This is a genomic window from Virgibacillus kekensis (assembly GCF_042654125.1).
Classification (GTDB): domain Bacteria; phylum Bacillota; class Bacilli; order Bacillales; family Amphibacillaceae; genus Lentibacillus; species Lentibacillus kekensis.
Genome location: NZ_JBHSFU010000003.1, coordinates 191,935 through 208,964 on the forward strand (window position 1 = coordinate 191,935; position 17,030 = coordinate 208,964).

Consider the following 17,030-nt stretch of genomic DNA (forward strand, 5'->3'; position numbering starts at 1 on the left):
AGGCAAAAACAAACGGTCACCTTGTGGTGGCCGTTTATTTTTTGGGATAATGTGGGGTTTTGTTATTCGTCTTCCAGGTCGGTCCACTCTTTTCTAAGATCATCAATCTCCTGGGTTTTCTCATCCGTCTGTTCATTATCCAATAAATATTCCAGAGAACAATCGAGTGTCCCCGCTATCTTAACCACGAACTGTAATGATGGGTTGGACTTCATTTCTCTCCAGATAACTCAGGTATGTCTTGGAAACTCCTGCATCCCTCGCAATCCTCGTTAGAGAACATTCCTTTTCCTACCTAAGCTTCTTTAAGTTCTCACCTATCATAGGAATAATCTTCTTCAATTATTTATATACCCTATTACATTTCTTTGTATTTGCATTATAAAGAACAAAATACAATTTATAAAGTTTTAAAAATGAATGAAAATAAGCGTATGAGCGAGATAACGCACGATGATTGTTCGTTATAACATTTAAATGGCTTAATATGAGGTTTTTCAATATGTTCGTTATATAATATACTCCAGATTATAAGGTTCTTAATGAAGAACAAATTGATTACATAGTCTTAAAGCCTTGTTCGTTAAATATTAGACCGAAAAGGGTGAAGGAAATGAGAAGTACACGTTTAAAAAAATATAAAAAGCGGCGGGGATTTGTGATAATAACTCAACTGGCTGCAATCTGGTACATAGGTATTATCGGTGCTATTACTCTAACCTCGGGAACTGGGGCTTACTTTAATGATGTTGAACAGATTCCCAACACAATTAGAGCAGGCTATCCGCCAGACAATGGAGTTTGGGAGAAAAGTTCCCTTAAAGAGGTGAGCATGGGGGGGAGCTGTGAAACAGAATTTTATGCCCGTTTTACTAATACGGGAGAAAGCGTAGATCAGGAGCTAACAAAATATGAGGTTTACTGGTTAGCACCAGGTGCAAATGGTAGTGCGAAGAATGGAGTAGTAGTGGAAACGGGGACTTTTCCTATACCAAATAAAGGCGAGTACTACGATATTTATTATCAGCCTGAAAAAGACGGCATATACAAAATCAAAGCCTATCATGAAACAGGGCATGCAAAAAGCGATAATAATACTGGAAGCGGACCATGGAGTGAAGATATATCCTGTGGCCCAGAACCTGATAGTGAAACGGAAATAGACAGAGAACAAGAAGAAACTGAAACACAACCTGATATTCAGAAATCAACTGAAGAGACAATGCCAAATGGTGACAGTGATTCAAAGGAAAATTCGAACCCTGAAAGAAAACAAACCAAAGAAGATAAAGCTGAAGTGGATTCCGCAGATATAAAAGAAAAGGATAATAATGAGGCGGAGGATGAAACTGAATCAGATACCTCTGAATCTACTAGTGACCAAAATATAGATAGTCCTGAAGAAGATGTAACCACAGAAGAAAATAGCACCACAGAAACTAATAATGGAACCGAGAAAGAGGAAAGCGATAGTTCTCAGAATAATTCCGAATCTGAGAGCAGTGAGAGTAAGAAGTCAACAGAATCAACAATGAAGTAGCAAGTGATGAATAACAATTACTAGGTGGTGTATTAAGTGACAAAAAGAAAGATAAAAAAGATTGTTAGTATGTCAATAACTATAGTTCTATCAGTAACTCTACTCTTTATGATTTTTGTGGTAATTTCCTCTAAGGCATCTGGAGGAGAGCCTAACTTTCTTGGCTACCAATTGAAAACGGTATTATCAGGTTCCATGGAACCGACGTTTTCCACAGGAGCAGTCATAGCTGTAAAGCCACTGGTTAACACAGAAAACCTACAAAAGGGTGACGTAATTACCTTCTTGAAAAGCCATAATGAAATTGTTACGCACAGGATTTCGGAGGTAGTTAAACAGGGTGGTAATGTAATGTACCAAACAAAAGGTGATAACAACGAAGAAGCCGATACCAATATGGTCCCTTCAATGAATGTTATTGGAAAGTATACAGGCATGACTATTCCGTTTCTGGGTTATTTTATAGAGTTTGCCCAATCAAATAAAGGAACAGCAATGTTGCTAATTATACCGGGTGTTCTACTGTTAATCTACTCGGGTGTCACTATCTGGAGAGCTCTGAAAGAAATTGAGCAGCCAGCCAACAAAAAAGATGTTAAAGAAACAGCTTAATTCTGATTGTGCCTCTCTATGGCAAAAGTCATAGGAGTTCAATAAATCTTACATACCTCGGATAGAGGGAAAACAAGGAGGAAAAGGAATGAGTATTAAGAAGAAAGTAGGAATGGGTGTAGCATCTGCAGCACTGGGGTTATCACTAGTAGGGGGAGGAACATGGGCAGCTTTTAACGATACAGCAACAATTAATAATGCATTTGCAGCTGGAACCCTAGATTTAATTATCAAAGAGAATTCAGAAACCGAACCTATCAACTTTGATCTATCTAACATGAAGCCTGGAGATAGTGTGGAAAGAGTGTTTAAACTTACAAATGGTGGGTCCTTAGCTATAAAAGAAGTACTATTAAGTGCAGGCGCCACCTTCGCCCAAGGTAATGGAGAGAATGACAGTGAAGCCGAATTTTTAAAACAGTTTACCATCGATTTCTTTAGGGTTGATCAAGAGAACCATGTATATCCTGATAACAAAGTATCAGTATTTGGTTCTAATGGACCTATATCTTTATACCAACTGGTGAATTTATCATATGATACGAATAAAATTAAAGACGTTTATGAGGCAACTGATGGTTCTAAACGGATTAACTTAGCTCCTCTTTCAAACGTAGTGGTTGATGAAAATAGAGGTATTCCTACTAACGGAGATATAGATGAGGTTCATGTTAAGATCACATTTAAAAACGATACTGAAAGAATTAATGGTGATTACTCAGAATTTGTCCAAAACAAATTTATGGGCAATAGTGCAACCTTCCAGTTTAACCTTGAAGCAACTCAGTGGGGTGGTGTAGAGGTTAGAACAAATGATGCAAATGGTGAAGTGAATAACGGCGTTCAAGGTTCTGCTGATGATACAACTAATCCAACGACTCAACCAGATTCAAGAACTACCGGTACAGAAACTATTAATGAAGAAGATGTAGTGGAGGATTAAATCCTAAATTAATATATAAAAAAGGTGGGTTACCACCTTTTTTATATATTATATATGTTGAATTTTTAATTTGAGGAGTATAGTTCATGAGAATAATAACGTTGGTTATAATATTATTATTTAGTATGTTACAACCTATTTATGCTCAAAACAAAACAACCACAGTAAATCTTTCAGTAGAGCCAGGAAATGTGCTATTTGACTTGAGTAATATCAAGCCAGGTGATTCTGTTACAAGGTTTCTAACTTTGGATAATAATGGAACTGAAAGTTTTGACTACAATATTTCAAACAAATTCACAGGCGGATCAAAAGCTTTTTATAATAAGTTAGAGCTCAAGTTAAAGAGTAGTCAAGGTACTTTATATGAAGGGAAGTTAAAAGACTTTACTGAATTAAGGGCTGGGCGAATAGATAGTCAGACAAAAGAAAAACTGACATTTTTTGTGAAAGTTCCTAAGGAATTAACTAATGAATTTCAGGGTTTAACCTCTTATTTCCAGTTCAAAATTTACGTCGAAGGCACCCTAGGCGGCGTACTTTCAGTCGACAACAGACTCCCAGACACGGCGACCAACATGTTCAACTATCTAATTCTTGGCGTAGCTCTAACTGCTGGTGGGGGAGCAATGTACATTTATCAACGGCGCAAAAAGCTTAATAGTAAGAAAGAATACTAACTGGCCTCGATTGCATTATAAATTAAAATCTAGGCCAGTTTTATTTTATTGTTTCTTACATAACACCATCAACTCATCGATTGCGAAAGAAGTAATTTGATCGGATTCTATTTTGACTTGAAAATATTCCTTTGTATCCACATCTGCATTCCATATATAATCCCTAACCTTCTTAATCTCATCTTCATCATCCAAGGTCCTAGTCACCCACTCCTGATAAGGCAATGTCTTCTTTTTGGTTTTATCCTTCTGTACGTGCAGTTTTTCCTGCCCTAATAGATTTTCCCACTCCGATATCCTCAACGATCGGCCATGGCTGTAATCCCGCATTTTTTCTAGAGTATTGACAAACTTATCAAGCGCTGGATCTTCAGGTGCCACATTATCAATAAACAGAAATTTACCACCAGGTTTAAGCACCCGTGCTACTTCCTTAACAAACTTTTTGGGCTGAGGAAAGTGATGCGCAGCAATCCGGCAAGTTATGATATCAAACGAATTATCCTCGTATGGTAAGTCCCCTGCATCGGCAACCTCATAACTAATATTTTTATACTCTTTTAAATGCTTTGCCGTATTTTCTAGCATTTCTTTAGTTAAATCTGTTGCAACTAATTTCCCGACGTGTGGTGAAAGTTTTTTTGCTACATGCCCGCCACCAGTTGCGATATCAAGCACTGTTTTGTCCAGTCCCAGACTCAGCCATTCAACCATTAACTCCAAGTCGCTGCCTGTTGAATGTGTGGAGCTTGTTACATACGATTCCTTATTCTTGGAGAAAACCTGTTTCACATGGTCCTTTTCATTCATAATGAGACCCTCCCGTCTTTAGTTAAATATATCATACACTTAATGATGCAATAAGGATAATACTGGTTTATAATTAAAAGTAATAATAAATACTTATCAAAGAAGGCGTCAAAATCATGAAGATAGAAGACTACGAATTACTGCTTAAATTAAATGAAATCGGAACAATCCGGGGGACTGCCAAGGCTGTGCTTATCTCACAGCCGGCCGTTACCCAGCGACTCAAGTATATAGAGGGTTATTTTGAGCAACCGATTTTTATTCGGACCTCCAAAAGTCTTGTACTTACCCCAGCCGGTGAGCTGATTCTAAAACATGCTGAAAAGGTAATGGAAGGTGAACGTGATTTGATGAACTCGCTGGCTGAATCAAGTAAGGAAGTGCAGGGTACGTTATCAATTGCATGTTCATCGCTGGTCAGTCAACGGTATCTACCATCAATTCTGGCAGAATACACGAAAGAATATCCGAAAGTGGCGATAGATCTTGTCACAGGAATCAGTGAGGATATTAAGAAGGATCACAAAAATTATCATGTATGTATAATTCGTGGAGAGAAATTGAAAGAAAGCGTATCTGAACGGTTGTTTGAGGATCCATTATATATATTTGATACCGAGCCGTTTCCGAAAAACAAATTAAAGGAACGACCACTTATTTCATTCAAAAGTGATGACAGTATGCATGAGCTGGTCGATAACTGGTTGTATTATCATCAGAGTCAACTAAAGCCCGAGAAGACAATCAGGGTAGATCAAATAGAGACATGCAAACAGTTCATGAAGCAAGGTCTAGGTATGGCGGTATTGCCGAAAAGTGTCTCTGATTCAATGATGGATGAATATCCGAATATTTCATTGAAACTGGAAGGTAAGCCGGTAACCAGGGATACGTGGCTATGTTACCAGGAAGGGGTACGGAAGCTGCCGCAGGTTGATAAATTTATAACTGAATTGTTAAGGCAGGAATTCATCTAGAGGTTTAACTTATCAATTAAAATGGAATAGTATACGTATATCCAGAAAAGGAGCGTATTCCAATGAGTAATGTAATATTTACATCAACGGCAACCGCCAGAAATGGACGAGAAGGTCACGTTAAGTCTGATGATGGATTAATTGATTTAAAACTGGTAAACCCAGCACAAGATAAAGATGCTAAAGGGAAAGGTTCTAACCCGGAGCAGTTATTTGCGGCGGCATATTCCGCATGCTTTGATGGGGCCTTAAATCTGGTAGCAGATAAGCAGGGTAAAAAAATAGAATCGACTACTACTGCGGAGGTTAGTTTCTGTAAAGACCCAGAAGATGATGGTTTTAAGATTGCAGTCACATTAACCGTAGAGGTTCAGGGTGCAAGTCCTGAGGAAGCTGAGGAACTGGTGGAGGATGCTCATGAAGTTTGCCCGTATTCCAAAGCAACCAGAGGTAATGTTGAAGTAACTTTAAATCCTAAAGCTGTAGAATAAGAGAAAACGGATAATCCCGCGGGATTATCCGTTTTTAAGTTTCTCCACTGTATTTTTATCTGGTGTCACGAAAATGGTTTTTTGATTATCATACGTTACATATCCAGGTTTTGCTCCGTTCGGCTTTTTCACGTGACGAATTTTAGTATAGTCTACAGGAACGGAGGAAGATTGCTTTGACTTGCTGAAAAAGGCGGCAAGCTGTGCAGCTTCCAGTAATGTATCCTCATTTGGTTCTTTTGCCCGGATGATTACGTGGGAGCCGGGGATATCCTTGGTGTGCAGCCAAATGTCATCCCGGTGGGCAAGCTTCATGGTTACATATTCGTTCTGCTTATTATTTTTCCCCACTAATATTGGTGTGCCGTCACTTGCTGTATATTTTTCCGGTTCTGGTTTAATCGGTTTCTTCTTTTTACCTTGCTTTTGTTTTTTCAAATAGCCTTCTTCCCGGAGTTCATCACGGATTTCCTCGATGTCAGCTTCCCGGGCGGAATCAATTTGCTGAAGCAGCTGGTCCAGGTAAGAGATTTCATCGTGTGTCTTCCGTATTTCTTGGTTTACTTTCTCTTTCGATGTTTTCAGTTTCTGATAGGTCTTAAAGAAGGCCTGTGCGTTTTCACTAGGTGTTTTATTCGGGTTAATTTCAATTGTAATTTCTTTTTGATCAGGATCGTAATAATCAACCACCTGAACCGATTCGTCACCCTGCTTGACCATGTGCATATTGGCCGTCAGCAGCTCACCTAGCCGCTGATATTTTTCAGCATCATCGGCTTTCTTAAGGGTCTTATCATGTTTTTTCAGTTTACGTTCATTTTTATCTTTTTCATTTTTAATGAATTGATATAAGTCCTTTGCCTGTTGCTTAACTCGGTCTCGTTCTGCTTTGCCGGAATAAAAAGCATCCAGCATATGATTGACATCTGAAAAATATTTCGTCTCACCGTCAAGAAAAGTAATGGGGAGGACATGGAAGTCTTCTTTTTTATGAAGATAGATAGCCGACGTATAGTCATGTTGTTGGACTTTACGCTGTACTTCTTCAAATACATGCTGATAGGTTTCGGTTGATCCGAGACGAGCCTGGTGAACGATTTCCTTTGCAACCAATGGTGATACACCCATAAGCGTCTGGACAATCTGCATATCCAGCTTACCTGCATTAAAATCGAGTTTACGAATCAGCGTCTCACTATCAATCTCGAGCGGATTTAATTTGTCCTGGCTTGGCGGGAGTTTATACTGCTGTCCCGGCAGGATTGTACGATACCTGCTCTGTGTGATGGAAACGTGCTTCAAACTGTCGAGGATATGCCCTTTTTCTCCGTCGACAAGCATAACATTACTATGTTTTCCCATTAATTCTATGATCAGTTTTTTGGTTGTAAGATCCCCGATTTCATTCCGCGTCTGGATGGTGAAGGTGACAATCCGTTCCATATCATACTGGTCGATGGAATCGATAATTGCCCCGGCAAGATGCTTGCGGAGCAGCATGCAGAACATCGGCGGCTCTTTAGGGTTCCGATATGTATCCTCAGTTAGATGCAGCCGTGCGTATACAGGGTGAATCGATAACAAGAGCGTATAATTCGTTCCTTGGCTCCTGATTGTAAAAACAAGTTCTGTATCTGTTGGCTGATAGATTTTTGTAATTTTTCCGGGTATAATTTTTGAATTTAGTTCGTTCGTTACTGCGCGTGTGACAATTCCATCAAACGGCATCCAATCACCTCTAGTTCTCTAAAAATAAAGCTCTATTATATTTATTCGCTTACCTGCGCTTTTACGCAATTATAGCATTTTTTGGGACAGGTCTGCATAGATATCGGTATAAAGGCTACGTTCTTATTAGTCCAAGTAGATGAATTTGGAGGAATGCAGTGTGAAATGGTATCAGTCCGATGTAGATATTGTCGAGCAAAAACTACAGGTCACGACGAAGCGGGGATTATCGGAGAAACAGGTAGAGAAGCGCAGGAAGCAGTTTGGACCCAATACTCTTGAATCAGAGAAGAAAACATCCAAATGGCTGATCTTTCTGAAACAATTTCAGGATTTCATGGTGCTTGTTCTCCTTGCGGCCACGTTAATCGCCGGCCTTTTGGGTGAGTATGTTGATGCAATTGCTATTATGGTTATCGTTCTTGTAAACGGTTTTCTTGGTTTTTTTCAGGAACAAAAAGCAGAAAATTCGTTGGCCAAGCTTAAAGAAATGTCGGCACCGGTTGCAAATGTCATGCGGGATGGCCGGTGGGAGAAGGTTCCTTCAAGTGAAGTGGTTGTCGGTGATGTTGTTCGGGTTAAAAGTGGAGACCGAATCCCGGCAGATATCCGGATAACCAAATCGAATGGTCTGGAAACAGAAGAGTCTGCACTTACCGGTGAATCGCTTCCGGTTGCCAAGCATGCCTCAGCGATTACGAGGGACGCACTCGACCCGCAGGATCAGGTGAACATGGGATTCATGGGAACACTGGCCACCCGGGGTTCTGGCGTTGGTATTGTAGTTGCAACGGGGATGGATACGGTCATGGGGCAGATTGCCTCGTTGATGGTTAATACGAAAAAAACTACAACACCGCTTGAGCATAAGCTTGCCGAACTGGGGAAGATTCTGATCGTTATAGCACTTCTTCTTACGGCACTGGTGGTTGTAGTAGGGGTTTATCAGGGGCATCCAATCTATAACATGTTCCTTGCCGGTGTTTCACTTGCAGTGGCAGCAATTCCAGAAGGGCTTCCGGCAATTGTAACAGTTGCATTGTCGCTCGGCGTGCAGCGGATGATCAGGAAGAAAGCGCTGGTCCGCAAACTGTCAGCGGTCGAGACACTTGGGTGTGCGTCTGTCATTTGTTCGGACAAGACCGGAACCATGACGGAAAATCAAATGACGGTGAAAGAGGTATTCATTAATGGAAAAAATCTGTATGTCACTGGTGACGGCTATGACGTGCAGGGTAATTATTTTTTAAATGATAAAAAGCTCGACCCGGATTATCCGAATCTGGAATCAATGCTTCTGTATGGAGCGATTTGTAATAATGCAGCCCTTCAGGTTAAACAGGGGAAATATCTTGTGGACGGGGATCCAACCGACGGAGCGCTTTTGGTAGCAGCCAGAAAAATCGGAATCTCTCCACAGCGCCATGAGAATTTCAAGATTGTAAAAGAATTTCCATTTGATTCAGATCGTAAACGGATGAGCATGGTCGTGGAAGATGAAAATAACTTACGGTTTCTGATTACAAAAGGGGCACCGGATGTACTGCTGCCAAGATCAACCTTTTTCCTCGATGAAAATGGACGTAAAATGCTGCGTACAGAGGATAAGGATAAAATAGATGATGCGATTAATGGCATGGCACAAAAAGCGTTACGTACAATAGCAGTTGCGATGCGGCCGATTTCAAAAGATACCGAGCTGAACGCCGCTATCCTTGAAAGAGATTTGACATTTATCGGATTGTGCGGGCTTATGGACCCACCACGAAAAGAAGTAAAAGCAGCGATTACCGAGTGCCGACAAGCTGGAATCAAGACAGTAATGATTACCGGGGACCATGTAAAAACAGCACGCGCAATCGCCCAGAACCTGGACCTCTTGCCTGAAGATGGTCTTGTGTTGGACGGGCAGCAACTGAACCAAATGTCGGTTTCCGAGCTTGAGGAAATAATCGATCAGGTTTATGTATTTGCACGGGTTACACCCGAACATAAACTGAAAATCGTAAAAGCGTTTCAGGAAAAGGGCCACATTGTTGCGATGACCGGGGACGGGGTAAATGACGCGCCGGCTATTAAAGCGAGTGATATCGGGATCAGTATGGGCAGAAGTGGAACTGATGTAACGAAAGAGGCTTCCTCTCTTGTATTGATGGATGATAACTTTGCAACGATTAAAGCAGCGATTAACGAAGGCCGTAATATCTATGAAAATATCCGGAAGTTTATCCGGTACTTACTCGCATCGAACGTCGGTGAGATTCTTGTTATGCTGTTTGCGATGGTTCTGGCGCTTCCATTACCCCTCGTTCCGGTACAAATTCTCTGGGTTAACTTGGTTACAGATGGATTGCCTGCCATGGCACTTGGGCTCGACCAGCCTGAAGAGGACGTCATGCGCCGTGGACCGCGTAACCCAAGGGAAGGGGTATTTGCCAGGGGGCTGGGCTTTAAAATCATCAGCCGTGGTATCATAATAGGTGTTGTGACAATTATAGCGTTTATGCTGACATACCAGGGAAATCCCGACAATCTGGTTTACGGGCAGACTATTGCGTTCACAACTTTGGTAATGGCGCAGCTGATTCATGTTTTTGACTGCCGAAGTGAAAACTCGGTATTCGCGAGAAATCCATTTGAAAATATGTATCTGGTGCTGGCGGTTATTTCTTCCCTATTATTATTGTTAGTAGTTATTTACTGGGAACCGCTCCAGCCAATTTTTCATACAACATTCTTAGGTGTTAGAGACTGGATGCTGATTCTCGTTTTAAGTTCACTACCCACAGTACTGTTTGGATTTACGAAAAAATAAACAGTTTAAGGTCATTGATAACTGGCACTGGGCAAATGGCTATATTAGAAATAGCATGGGAATTTCTCAAAGTTCCCATGCTATTTTTTAATGGGATTTATTTAGGTGAACTCGCTGGTTACTCATCAAGGCTATGAGATCCCGAGCGAGCATGGTAATCGTGAAAAGGGTCACTCATTAAGGCTATGAGATCCCGAATGAGCGCGGTAATGGTGAAAAGGGTCACTCATCAAGGTTATGAGATCCCGAGCGAGCATGGTAATCGTGAAAAGGGTCACTCATCAAGGCTATGAGATCCCGAGCGAGTGTGGTAATCGTGAAAAGGGTCACTCATCAAGGCTATGAGATCCCGAATGAGCGCGGTAATGGTGAAAAGGGTCACTCATCAAGGCTATGAGATCCCGAGCGAGCATGGTAATCGTGAAAAGGGTCACTCATGAAGGCTATGAGAGCCCGAGCAAGCGTGGTAATGGTGAACTCGCGGATCACTCATCAAGGTTATGAGATCCCGAATGAGCGTGGTAATCGTGAAAAGGGTCACACATACGGTAGATTCTTGCACTTTCTTTTTTTGGACTGCTATAATTGATTAGGCTTATTTTTAGTGGGAAGTGATGAAATGGCAAGAAGTATGACGGGTTATGGGCGGGATACTGCTGTTTTTGGCGACACAACCATTACAATCGAAATTCGCAGTGTTAACCACCGTTTTATTGATTTCACAGCAAAGGTACCGCATTCTTTTATGTTTCTGGAAGATAAACTGAAACGGATTATAAAGTCTTATTTCCACCGCGGAAAAGTGGATATCTATATTAATGTAGAAGGAAGTGGACTGGTCCGGAAAAAGCTGGTTCCGGACTGGGAGCTGATGGATCAGTACATAAAGCAGATGGAGAACGTTAAAATGCGCTATCAGCTTGAGGGTGATATAAGTGCCGCAGCTCTGGTAACCAATCCGGATATGATGAGTGTTCATGAAGTGGAAGAGCAGCCGGATGATCTGGAGGAGGTTATTATCTCCAGCGCAAAACGATCTTGTGAACAAGTCCTGAATATGCGGGATGAAGAAGGAAGTTACCTGCTGAAAGATTTGACAAATATCATGCAGAAGATTGAATCAACTGCAGAAAAAATCAGCAGCCGGCGTGATCAAGTTATTGAAGAATATAGAGACCGAATTAGGGCACGTATTGACGACTATACCGGTAATCATGATATCATTGACCAGGCGCGTATGCATCAGGAAATTGCCCTGATGGCGGAAAAAGGGGATATTACGGAAGAAATCACCCGTTTGAGCAGTCATATCAAGCATTTTTTTGAAACAGTCGAAGGTGAAGGACCTGTTGGCCGAAAACTTGATTTTATTATTCAGGAGATGCACCGGGAAGCAAATACAATTGGCTCTAAGTCAAACGACTCAAAAATCGGAGTCTGGATTGTTACGCTAAAAAGTGATATTGAAAAAGTAAAGGAACAGATACAAAATATAGAGTAAACATTTGTATTATGCATTCCTTTTTCCTTATAATAATCGTATTATAGGTATAACAGATTGTTTTCAAAAAGAGATTGAAAAGGACATGCCATTCGGAATACTTTAGGGGGAATCGTTTTGAGTTTACGTTTAATAAACATAGGGTTTGGCAATGTTGTTTCAGCCAATCGGATTATTTCGATTGTGTCGCCTGAATCAGCACCAATCAAACGCATTATAACTGTGGCCCGTGATACCAATAAATTAGTGGATGCTACATATGGACGACGCACACGAGCAGTAATCATCACAGACAGCGACCATGTGGTACTATCTGCTGTTCAGCCTGAAACTGTTGGACAACGTGTTTTGAGTCATGAAGAAATATCGGATGAATAACTAGGAGGAACTGATTTGATTGAAGAGAAAGGAATTTTATTTGTTCTTTCCGGTCCATCAGGGGTAGGAAAAGGAACGGTTCGGCGTGAACTGTTTGAACAGGACAACGAACTGAAGTACTCGATTTCCATGACCACACGAGATAGGCGTGAAGGCGAGACTGAGGGAGTTGACTATTTTTATAAAAGCAGGGAAGAGTTTGAACAACTGATTGAGGATAAGCAGCTGTTAGAATATGCTCAATTTGTCAATAATTATTATGGGACACCTAGGAAGTACGTGGAAGAAACACTGGCTGCCGGTCATGACGTATTTCTAGAGATAGAGGTTCAGGGTGCACTTCAGGTGAAGGAAAACTTTCCCGAAGGCGTGTTTATCTTTCTTTTCCCGCCGAGCCTGGAGGAGCTGAAAACCAGGATTGTCAGTCGTGGCACTGAATCACAGGATCTGGTTCTGAAACGGCTGCGTGAAGCCCGAAATGAAATTGAAATGATGGATGCGTATGATTATGTAGTGGTGAATGACCGGGTGGAGTCCGCTGTTGAAAAAATTCAGTCGATCATTCAAAGTGAACACTGCAAGCGTGACCGGATTGCCAAACAGTATAAAAAGTTATTGGAGGATGAGATGTAATGATTTTAGAACCGTCAATTGACTCATTGCAGAGAAAAATCAGATCAAAGTATACATTGGTAACATTATCAGCACGCAGAGCCCGGCAGATGCTGGAAACAAATCAGGTTTTTGCGGAGAATTCAAAATCTCATAAATTTGTCGGCAAGGCCCTTGAAGAGGTACTTCAAGATAAATTGTATGTAAAAGAAGATAGTAAGTAAGCCAGAAGACCCTCGCTGTTTAATATTTCGCGGGGGTCTTGTTTGCATCCGGATATGTCATCATACGTTGAACTGCTTACAGTAAGGGGGAAGTAACATGCAGAACAAAAATATAGTCCTTGGGGTGTCAGGTGGAATCGCGGCGTATAAAGCTTGTGCATTGACCAGCAAACTTACGCAGCAGGGGGCAAATGTCAAAGTAATTATGACCGAAAACGCAACGGAATTTGTTTCCCCGCTTACATTCCAGGCTTTGTCGCGGAATCCGGTTTATACCGATACATTTGATGAAAAGGATCCCGAAAAAATTGCGCATATTGATTTGGCGGACTGGGCTGACATTCTGGTTATAGCACCAGCAACCGCTAATATCATTGGAAAAATCGCTGGTGGAATTGCTGATGATATGTTGTCTACCACTTTACTTGCCACCGAAGCAACTGTATATATTGCACCTGCTATGAATGTGCACATGTATGCCCATCCAGCGGTAATCAAAAATATGAAACAGCTGGAAGCCTGGGGATACCATTTCATCGAACCGGGAGCAGGTTATTTGGCATGTGGTTATGTCGGAAAAGGACGGCTCGAGGAACCAGAAAGTATTATTAACACAATCAACGCACATCAGAAAGCTAACTTATTACTTGCGGGCAAACGCGTACTAGTGTCTGCAGGTCCGACACAGGAAAAGATTGACCCAGTACGCTTTTTTACCAACCGTTCATCAGGAAAAATGGGGTTTGCAATTGCTGAGGCTGCTGCTGATATGGGAGCGGACGTGACCCTTGTTGCCGGTCCGGTTGCTCTTGATACATCCAATCCGCGCATTGAGAGGATTGATGTTACGACAGCAGAGCAAATGTATGAGGAAATGCATGCTCATTTTTCTAACCAGGACATCGTCATAAAGGCTGCTGCTGTAGCCGACTACCGGCCAAAGTCAGTTTATAACGAGAAACTAAAGAAACAGCCCAATGACTGGAATGTTGAAATGGAACGTACCAAGGACATTCTCCTTTCCCTTGGGGAGAAAAAACTGGATCAGTTTCTAATTGGCTTTGCTGCGGAAACGACCAATCCGGAAGAATATGGAATGAACAAGCTGAAAAAGAAAAACCTGGATGCAATTGTAGTCAATAATGTCGCATCAGATGGCGCTGGATTTGGGGTTGACACCAATATCGTGACCTATATTAACCGGAATCAAAAGGTTGATAAAATACCACTTGCTTCCAAAAGGGAAATCGCTGAAAAAATTCTGGAACTGGCGCTACGTGATCAGAAGGAAGATAAAGCATGAATATCGCTAAAGTAATTGTTGACGTACCTGCCAGCTCCATCAACCAGACGTTTGATTACAAAATACCTGAACGTTTCCAGGAAATTCTAAATGTCGGGATGCGCGTAATCGTCCCTTTTGGACCAAGAAAAATCATGGGGTTCGTCGTTGGCCGGACAGACGAGTCCTCTTTCGATAAACTGAAAGAAATAAGTGACATACTCGATATAACACCTGTGTTGACTGATGAGCTGCTTGGCCTTGGGAAATGGCTTGCCGATGAAACACTAAGCATGTATATAACAGTGTTCCAGGCGATGCTCCCGCAGGTTCTGAAAGCGCAATATAGAAAAGAGCTGGTACGAATGACGGAAGATTCACTTCCGGAAGACCTCGAGAATTTTTTTGCCGGGCGTGATTTTGTCGTTTACGAAGAGTTCGAGGCTGCAAAAATCAGCTTTTACCAGCTTCAAAAGGCAATTCAGGACGGGGATATATCCGTCAACTACCAGGTAAAGTCTAAAATTACCAAAAAACATATTACGGTAGTGGAACCCAGGATTGAACCACACAGCCTAGAAGAAGAAATCCTCGATTTGCCTAAAATAGCCAAAAAACAGAAAGAACTTCTCGCATATTTTATTGACCATCCCGAACCAATTGACCAAAAGATACTGGTGCAAAAATGCAATACATCTAAAAGTACAATTAAAGCGTTGGTTGATAAAGGACTGCTTGTCACTTTCAAGCAGGAGGTTTACCGAAATCCGTATGATGACAATGCTTATGCCCGAACCGTAGCACTTGAACTGACTGAACAGCAGCAGGAAGCAATTGCTCCAATTAAACAACATATCAGGGAAGAGACGCACGATACCTTCCTGCTTCACGGGGTAACCGGGAGTGGTAAGACAGAAGTTTATCTGCAGGCGATCCAGGATGTTATCGATAACGGAAAAGAAGCAATCGTTCTTGTTCCTGAAATTTCGTTAACTCCGCAAATGGTCCGCAGGTTTAAAGGCAGGTTCGGGTCGAATGTAGCTGTAATGCATAGTGGCCTTTCGAGCGGTGAAAAGTATGATGAGTGGCGCCGAATCCACCGTAAGGAAGTCCAGGTGGTCGTAGGAGCAAGGTCGGCTATTTTTGCTCCATTTGAAAAAATCGGCATCATTATTATCGACGAAGAACATGAAAACAGCTATAAACAGGAAGATCAGCCGCGTTATCATGCACGCGATGTAGCTATATACCGCGGAAGGAATCATAACTGTCCGGTCATTCTTGGCAGCGCGACACCGACACTTGAGTCATATGCGCGGGCCCAGAAAGGTGTCTATCAGCTTGCTACACTGACAAAGCGGACTAACAACAGCGAAATGCCGGACGTTGAAATAGTGGATATGCGAGATGAACTTCATGCCGGTAACAGGTCGATGTTCTCACGGAAGCTTAAAGAAAGTATTGAAGCGTGCATCAGCAGGGGTGAACAGGCGGTACTGCTGCTGAACCGGCGTGGCTATTCCACGTTTGTAATGTGCAGGGATTGTGGACATGTAAAAGAATGTCCGCACTGTGATATTGCCCTTACTTATCACAAGAACAGCAACAGACTTAAGTGCCACTATTGCTCCTATGAAGAGCCCATGCCAAAAATATGTCCGGAATGCAATAGTGACTTGATCCGTTTTTTTGGTACAGGAACCCAGCGCATTGAGGAAAATCTGACACAATTAATTCCAGAAGCAAGAGTAATCCGAATGGATGTGGATACAACCAGACGTAAAGGGTCACACGAGAAGCTGCTTACACAGTTTGCCAATAAAGAAGCTGACATTCTTTTGGGAACCCAAATGATTGCCAAGGGGCTTGATTTTGAAAATGTTACACTGGTTGGGGTTCTGACTGCTGACTCGATGCTCCATTTACCTGATTTCCGTTCTTCCGAGAAAACATTTCAGCTGCTTACACAGGTAAGTGGACGGGCGGGGCGTCATGAACTTCCGGGGGAAGTCATTGTGCAGACGTATACACCGGATCATTACAGTATTCAGCTTGCGAGCAATTATGATTATACTACTTTTTTTCAGAATGAAATGCGGACACGGAAGGCGTTTCAATATCCGCCATACGTTTTTCTTTCCCTAATTACTGTTTCCCACCCCAACCATGTCTCAGCGGTTCAGGCAACCCAAAAAATTGTCCAGCTGCTAATGAAAAATGTCGGTGAAGACACAGTAGTGCTGGGGCCGACGCCATCACCGATTGCTCGGATGAAAGATAGATATCGCTACCAATGCATGGTAAAATATAAGAATGAACCAAACTTGCGGACACTGATTCGAAAAATCATTCGTCAGTTTGATGAAGAAGTACGGAAGAATGATTTGCTGATAACCGTAGACATGCAACCATACCAACTGATGTAGAAAGGAACTGA

The 17,030-nt window shown here is 41.8% G+C and carries 16 protein-coding genes; 13 read left to right on the forward strand and 3 right to left on the reverse strand.

Annotation, left to right across the window (positions count from 1 at the left end; all coding sequences use genetic code 11):
- Positions 1–62 precede the first annotated feature (62 nt).
- Positions 63–215, reverse strand: coding sequence for a hypothetical protein (locus ACFO3D_RS02330; RefSeq protein ID WP_390292985.1), 153 nt, complete (start codon positions 213–215; stop codon positions 63–65).
- A gap of 398 nt (positions 216–613) precedes the next feature.
- Here ACFO3D_RS02330 and tapA point away from each other — a divergent pair, with 398 nt between their 5' ends.
- From tapA to ACFO3D_RS02350, 4 genes are all read left to right on the forward strand, one after another.
- Positions 614–1,540: an amyloid fiber anchoring/assembly protein TapA gene (gene tapA / locus ACFO3D_RS02335; protein ID WP_390292986.1), complete on the forward strand. Its 927-nt coding sequence runs from the start codon at positions 614–616 to the stop codon at positions 1,538–1,540.
- A gap of 36 nt (positions 1,541–1,576) precedes the next feature.
- Positions 1,577–2,152, forward strand: a complete 576-nt coding sequence (gene sipW / locus ACFO3D_RS02340) for a signal peptidase I SipW (protein WP_390292987.1) — start codon at positions 1,577–1,579, stop codon at positions 2,150–2,152.
- A gap of 88 nt (positions 2,153–2,240) precedes the next feature.
- On the forward strand, positions 2,241–3,095 hold the full coding sequence (locus ACFO3D_RS02345; RefSeq protein WP_390292988.1) for a TasA family protein: 855 nt from the start codon (positions 2,241–2,243) through the stop codon (positions 3,093–3,095).
- Between the two features lie 86 nt (positions 3,096–3,181).
- The gene (locus tag ACFO3D_RS02350; RefSeq protein ID WP_390292989.1) at positions 3,182–3,775 is read left to right on the forward strand and encodes a TasA family protein; all 594 of its coding nucleotides are present in this window, start codon (positions 3,182–3,184) and stop codon (positions 3,773–3,775) included.
- Positions 3,776–3,820: 45 nt separating this feature from the next.
- Here the strand turns inward: ACFO3D_RS02350 and ACFO3D_RS02355 are convergent, their stop codons facing one another.
- Positions 3,821–4,585, reverse strand: a complete 765-nt coding sequence (locus ACFO3D_RS02355) for a class I SAM-dependent methyltransferase (RefSeq protein ID WP_390292990.1) — start codon at positions 4,583–4,585, stop codon at positions 3,821–3,823.
- A 116-nt stretch (positions 4,586–4,701) separates the two neighbouring features.
- Between ACFO3D_RS02355 and ACFO3D_RS02360 the strand changes: the two genes are divergently transcribed.
- Positions 4,702–5,562 (forward strand): LysR family transcriptional regulator, encoded by an 861-nt coding sequence (locus ACFO3D_RS02360; RefSeq protein WP_390292991.1) that lies wholly within the window; start codon positions 4,702–4,704, stop codon positions 5,560–5,562.
- 62 nt (positions 5,563–5,624) lie between these two features.
- On the forward strand, positions 5,625–6,053 hold the full coding sequence (locus ACFO3D_RS02365) for an organic hydroperoxide resistance protein (protein WP_390292993.1): 429 nt from the start codon (positions 5,625–5,627) through the stop codon (positions 6,051–6,053).
- A gap of 24 nt (positions 6,054–6,077) precedes the next feature.
- On the opposite strand, the gene ACFO3D_RS02370 is transcribed toward ACFO3D_RS02365, so the two are convergent.
- Positions 6,078–7,781, reverse strand: a complete 1,704-nt coding sequence (locus tag ACFO3D_RS02370) for an Rqc2 family fibronectin-binding protein (protein WP_390292994.1) — start codon at positions 7,779–7,781, stop codon at positions 6,078–6,080.
- A gap of 160 nt (positions 7,782–7,941) precedes the next feature.
- Here ACFO3D_RS02370 and ACFO3D_RS02375 point away from each other — a divergent pair, with 160 nt between their 5' ends.
- From ACFO3D_RS02375 to priA, 7 genes are all read left to right on the forward strand, one after another.
- Positions 7,942–10,596, forward strand: a complete 2,655-nt coding sequence (locus tag ACFO3D_RS02375) for a calcium-translocating P-type ATPase, SERCA-type (RefSeq protein ID WP_390292995.1) — start codon at positions 7,942–7,944, stop codon at positions 10,594–10,596.
- A gap of 619 nt (positions 10,597–11,215) precedes the next feature.
- The gene (locus tag ACFO3D_RS02380) at positions 11,216–12,097 is read left to right on the forward strand and encodes a YicC/YloC family endoribonuclease (protein ID WP_390292996.1); all 882 of its coding nucleotides are present in this window, start codon (positions 11,216–11,218) and stop codon (positions 12,095–12,097) included.
- 117 nt (positions 12,098–12,214) lie between these two features.
- On the forward strand, positions 12,215–12,475 hold the full coding sequence (gene remA, locus ACFO3D_RS02385; RefSeq protein ID WP_390292997.1) for an extracellular matrix/biofilm regulator RemA: 261 nt from the start codon (positions 12,215–12,217) through the stop codon (positions 12,473–12,475).
- 15 nt (positions 12,476–12,490) lie between these two features.
- A complete protein-coding gene (gene gmk / locus ACFO3D_RS02390; RefSeq protein ID WP_390292998.1) occupies positions 12,491–13,108 on the forward strand; it encodes a guanylate kinase in 618 nt (205 codons plus the stop codon).
- Positions 13,108–13,311 (forward strand): DNA-directed RNA polymerase subunit omega, encoded by a 204-nt coding sequence (gene rpoZ / locus ACFO3D_RS02395; protein ID WP_390292999.1) that lies wholly within the window; start codon positions 13,108–13,110, stop codon positions 13,309–13,311. Before gmk ends, rpoZ begins: the two co-directional genes overlap by 1 nt.
- A gap of 97 nt (positions 13,312–13,408) precedes the next feature.
- A complete protein-coding gene (gene coaBC, locus ACFO3D_RS02400; RefSeq protein WP_390293000.1) occupies positions 13,409–14,614 on the forward strand; it encodes a bifunctional phosphopantothenoylcysteine decarboxylase/phosphopantothenate--cysteine ligase CoaBC in 1,206 nt (401 codons plus the stop codon).
- On the forward strand, positions 14,611–17,019 hold the full coding sequence (priA, locus tag ACFO3D_RS02405; RefSeq protein ID WP_390293001.1) for a primosomal protein N': 2,409 nt from the start codon (positions 14,611–14,613) through the stop codon (positions 17,017–17,019). The genes coaBC and priA overlap by 4 nt, the downstream gene beginning before the upstream one ends.
- Positions 17,020–17,030: the final 11 nt, after the last annotated feature.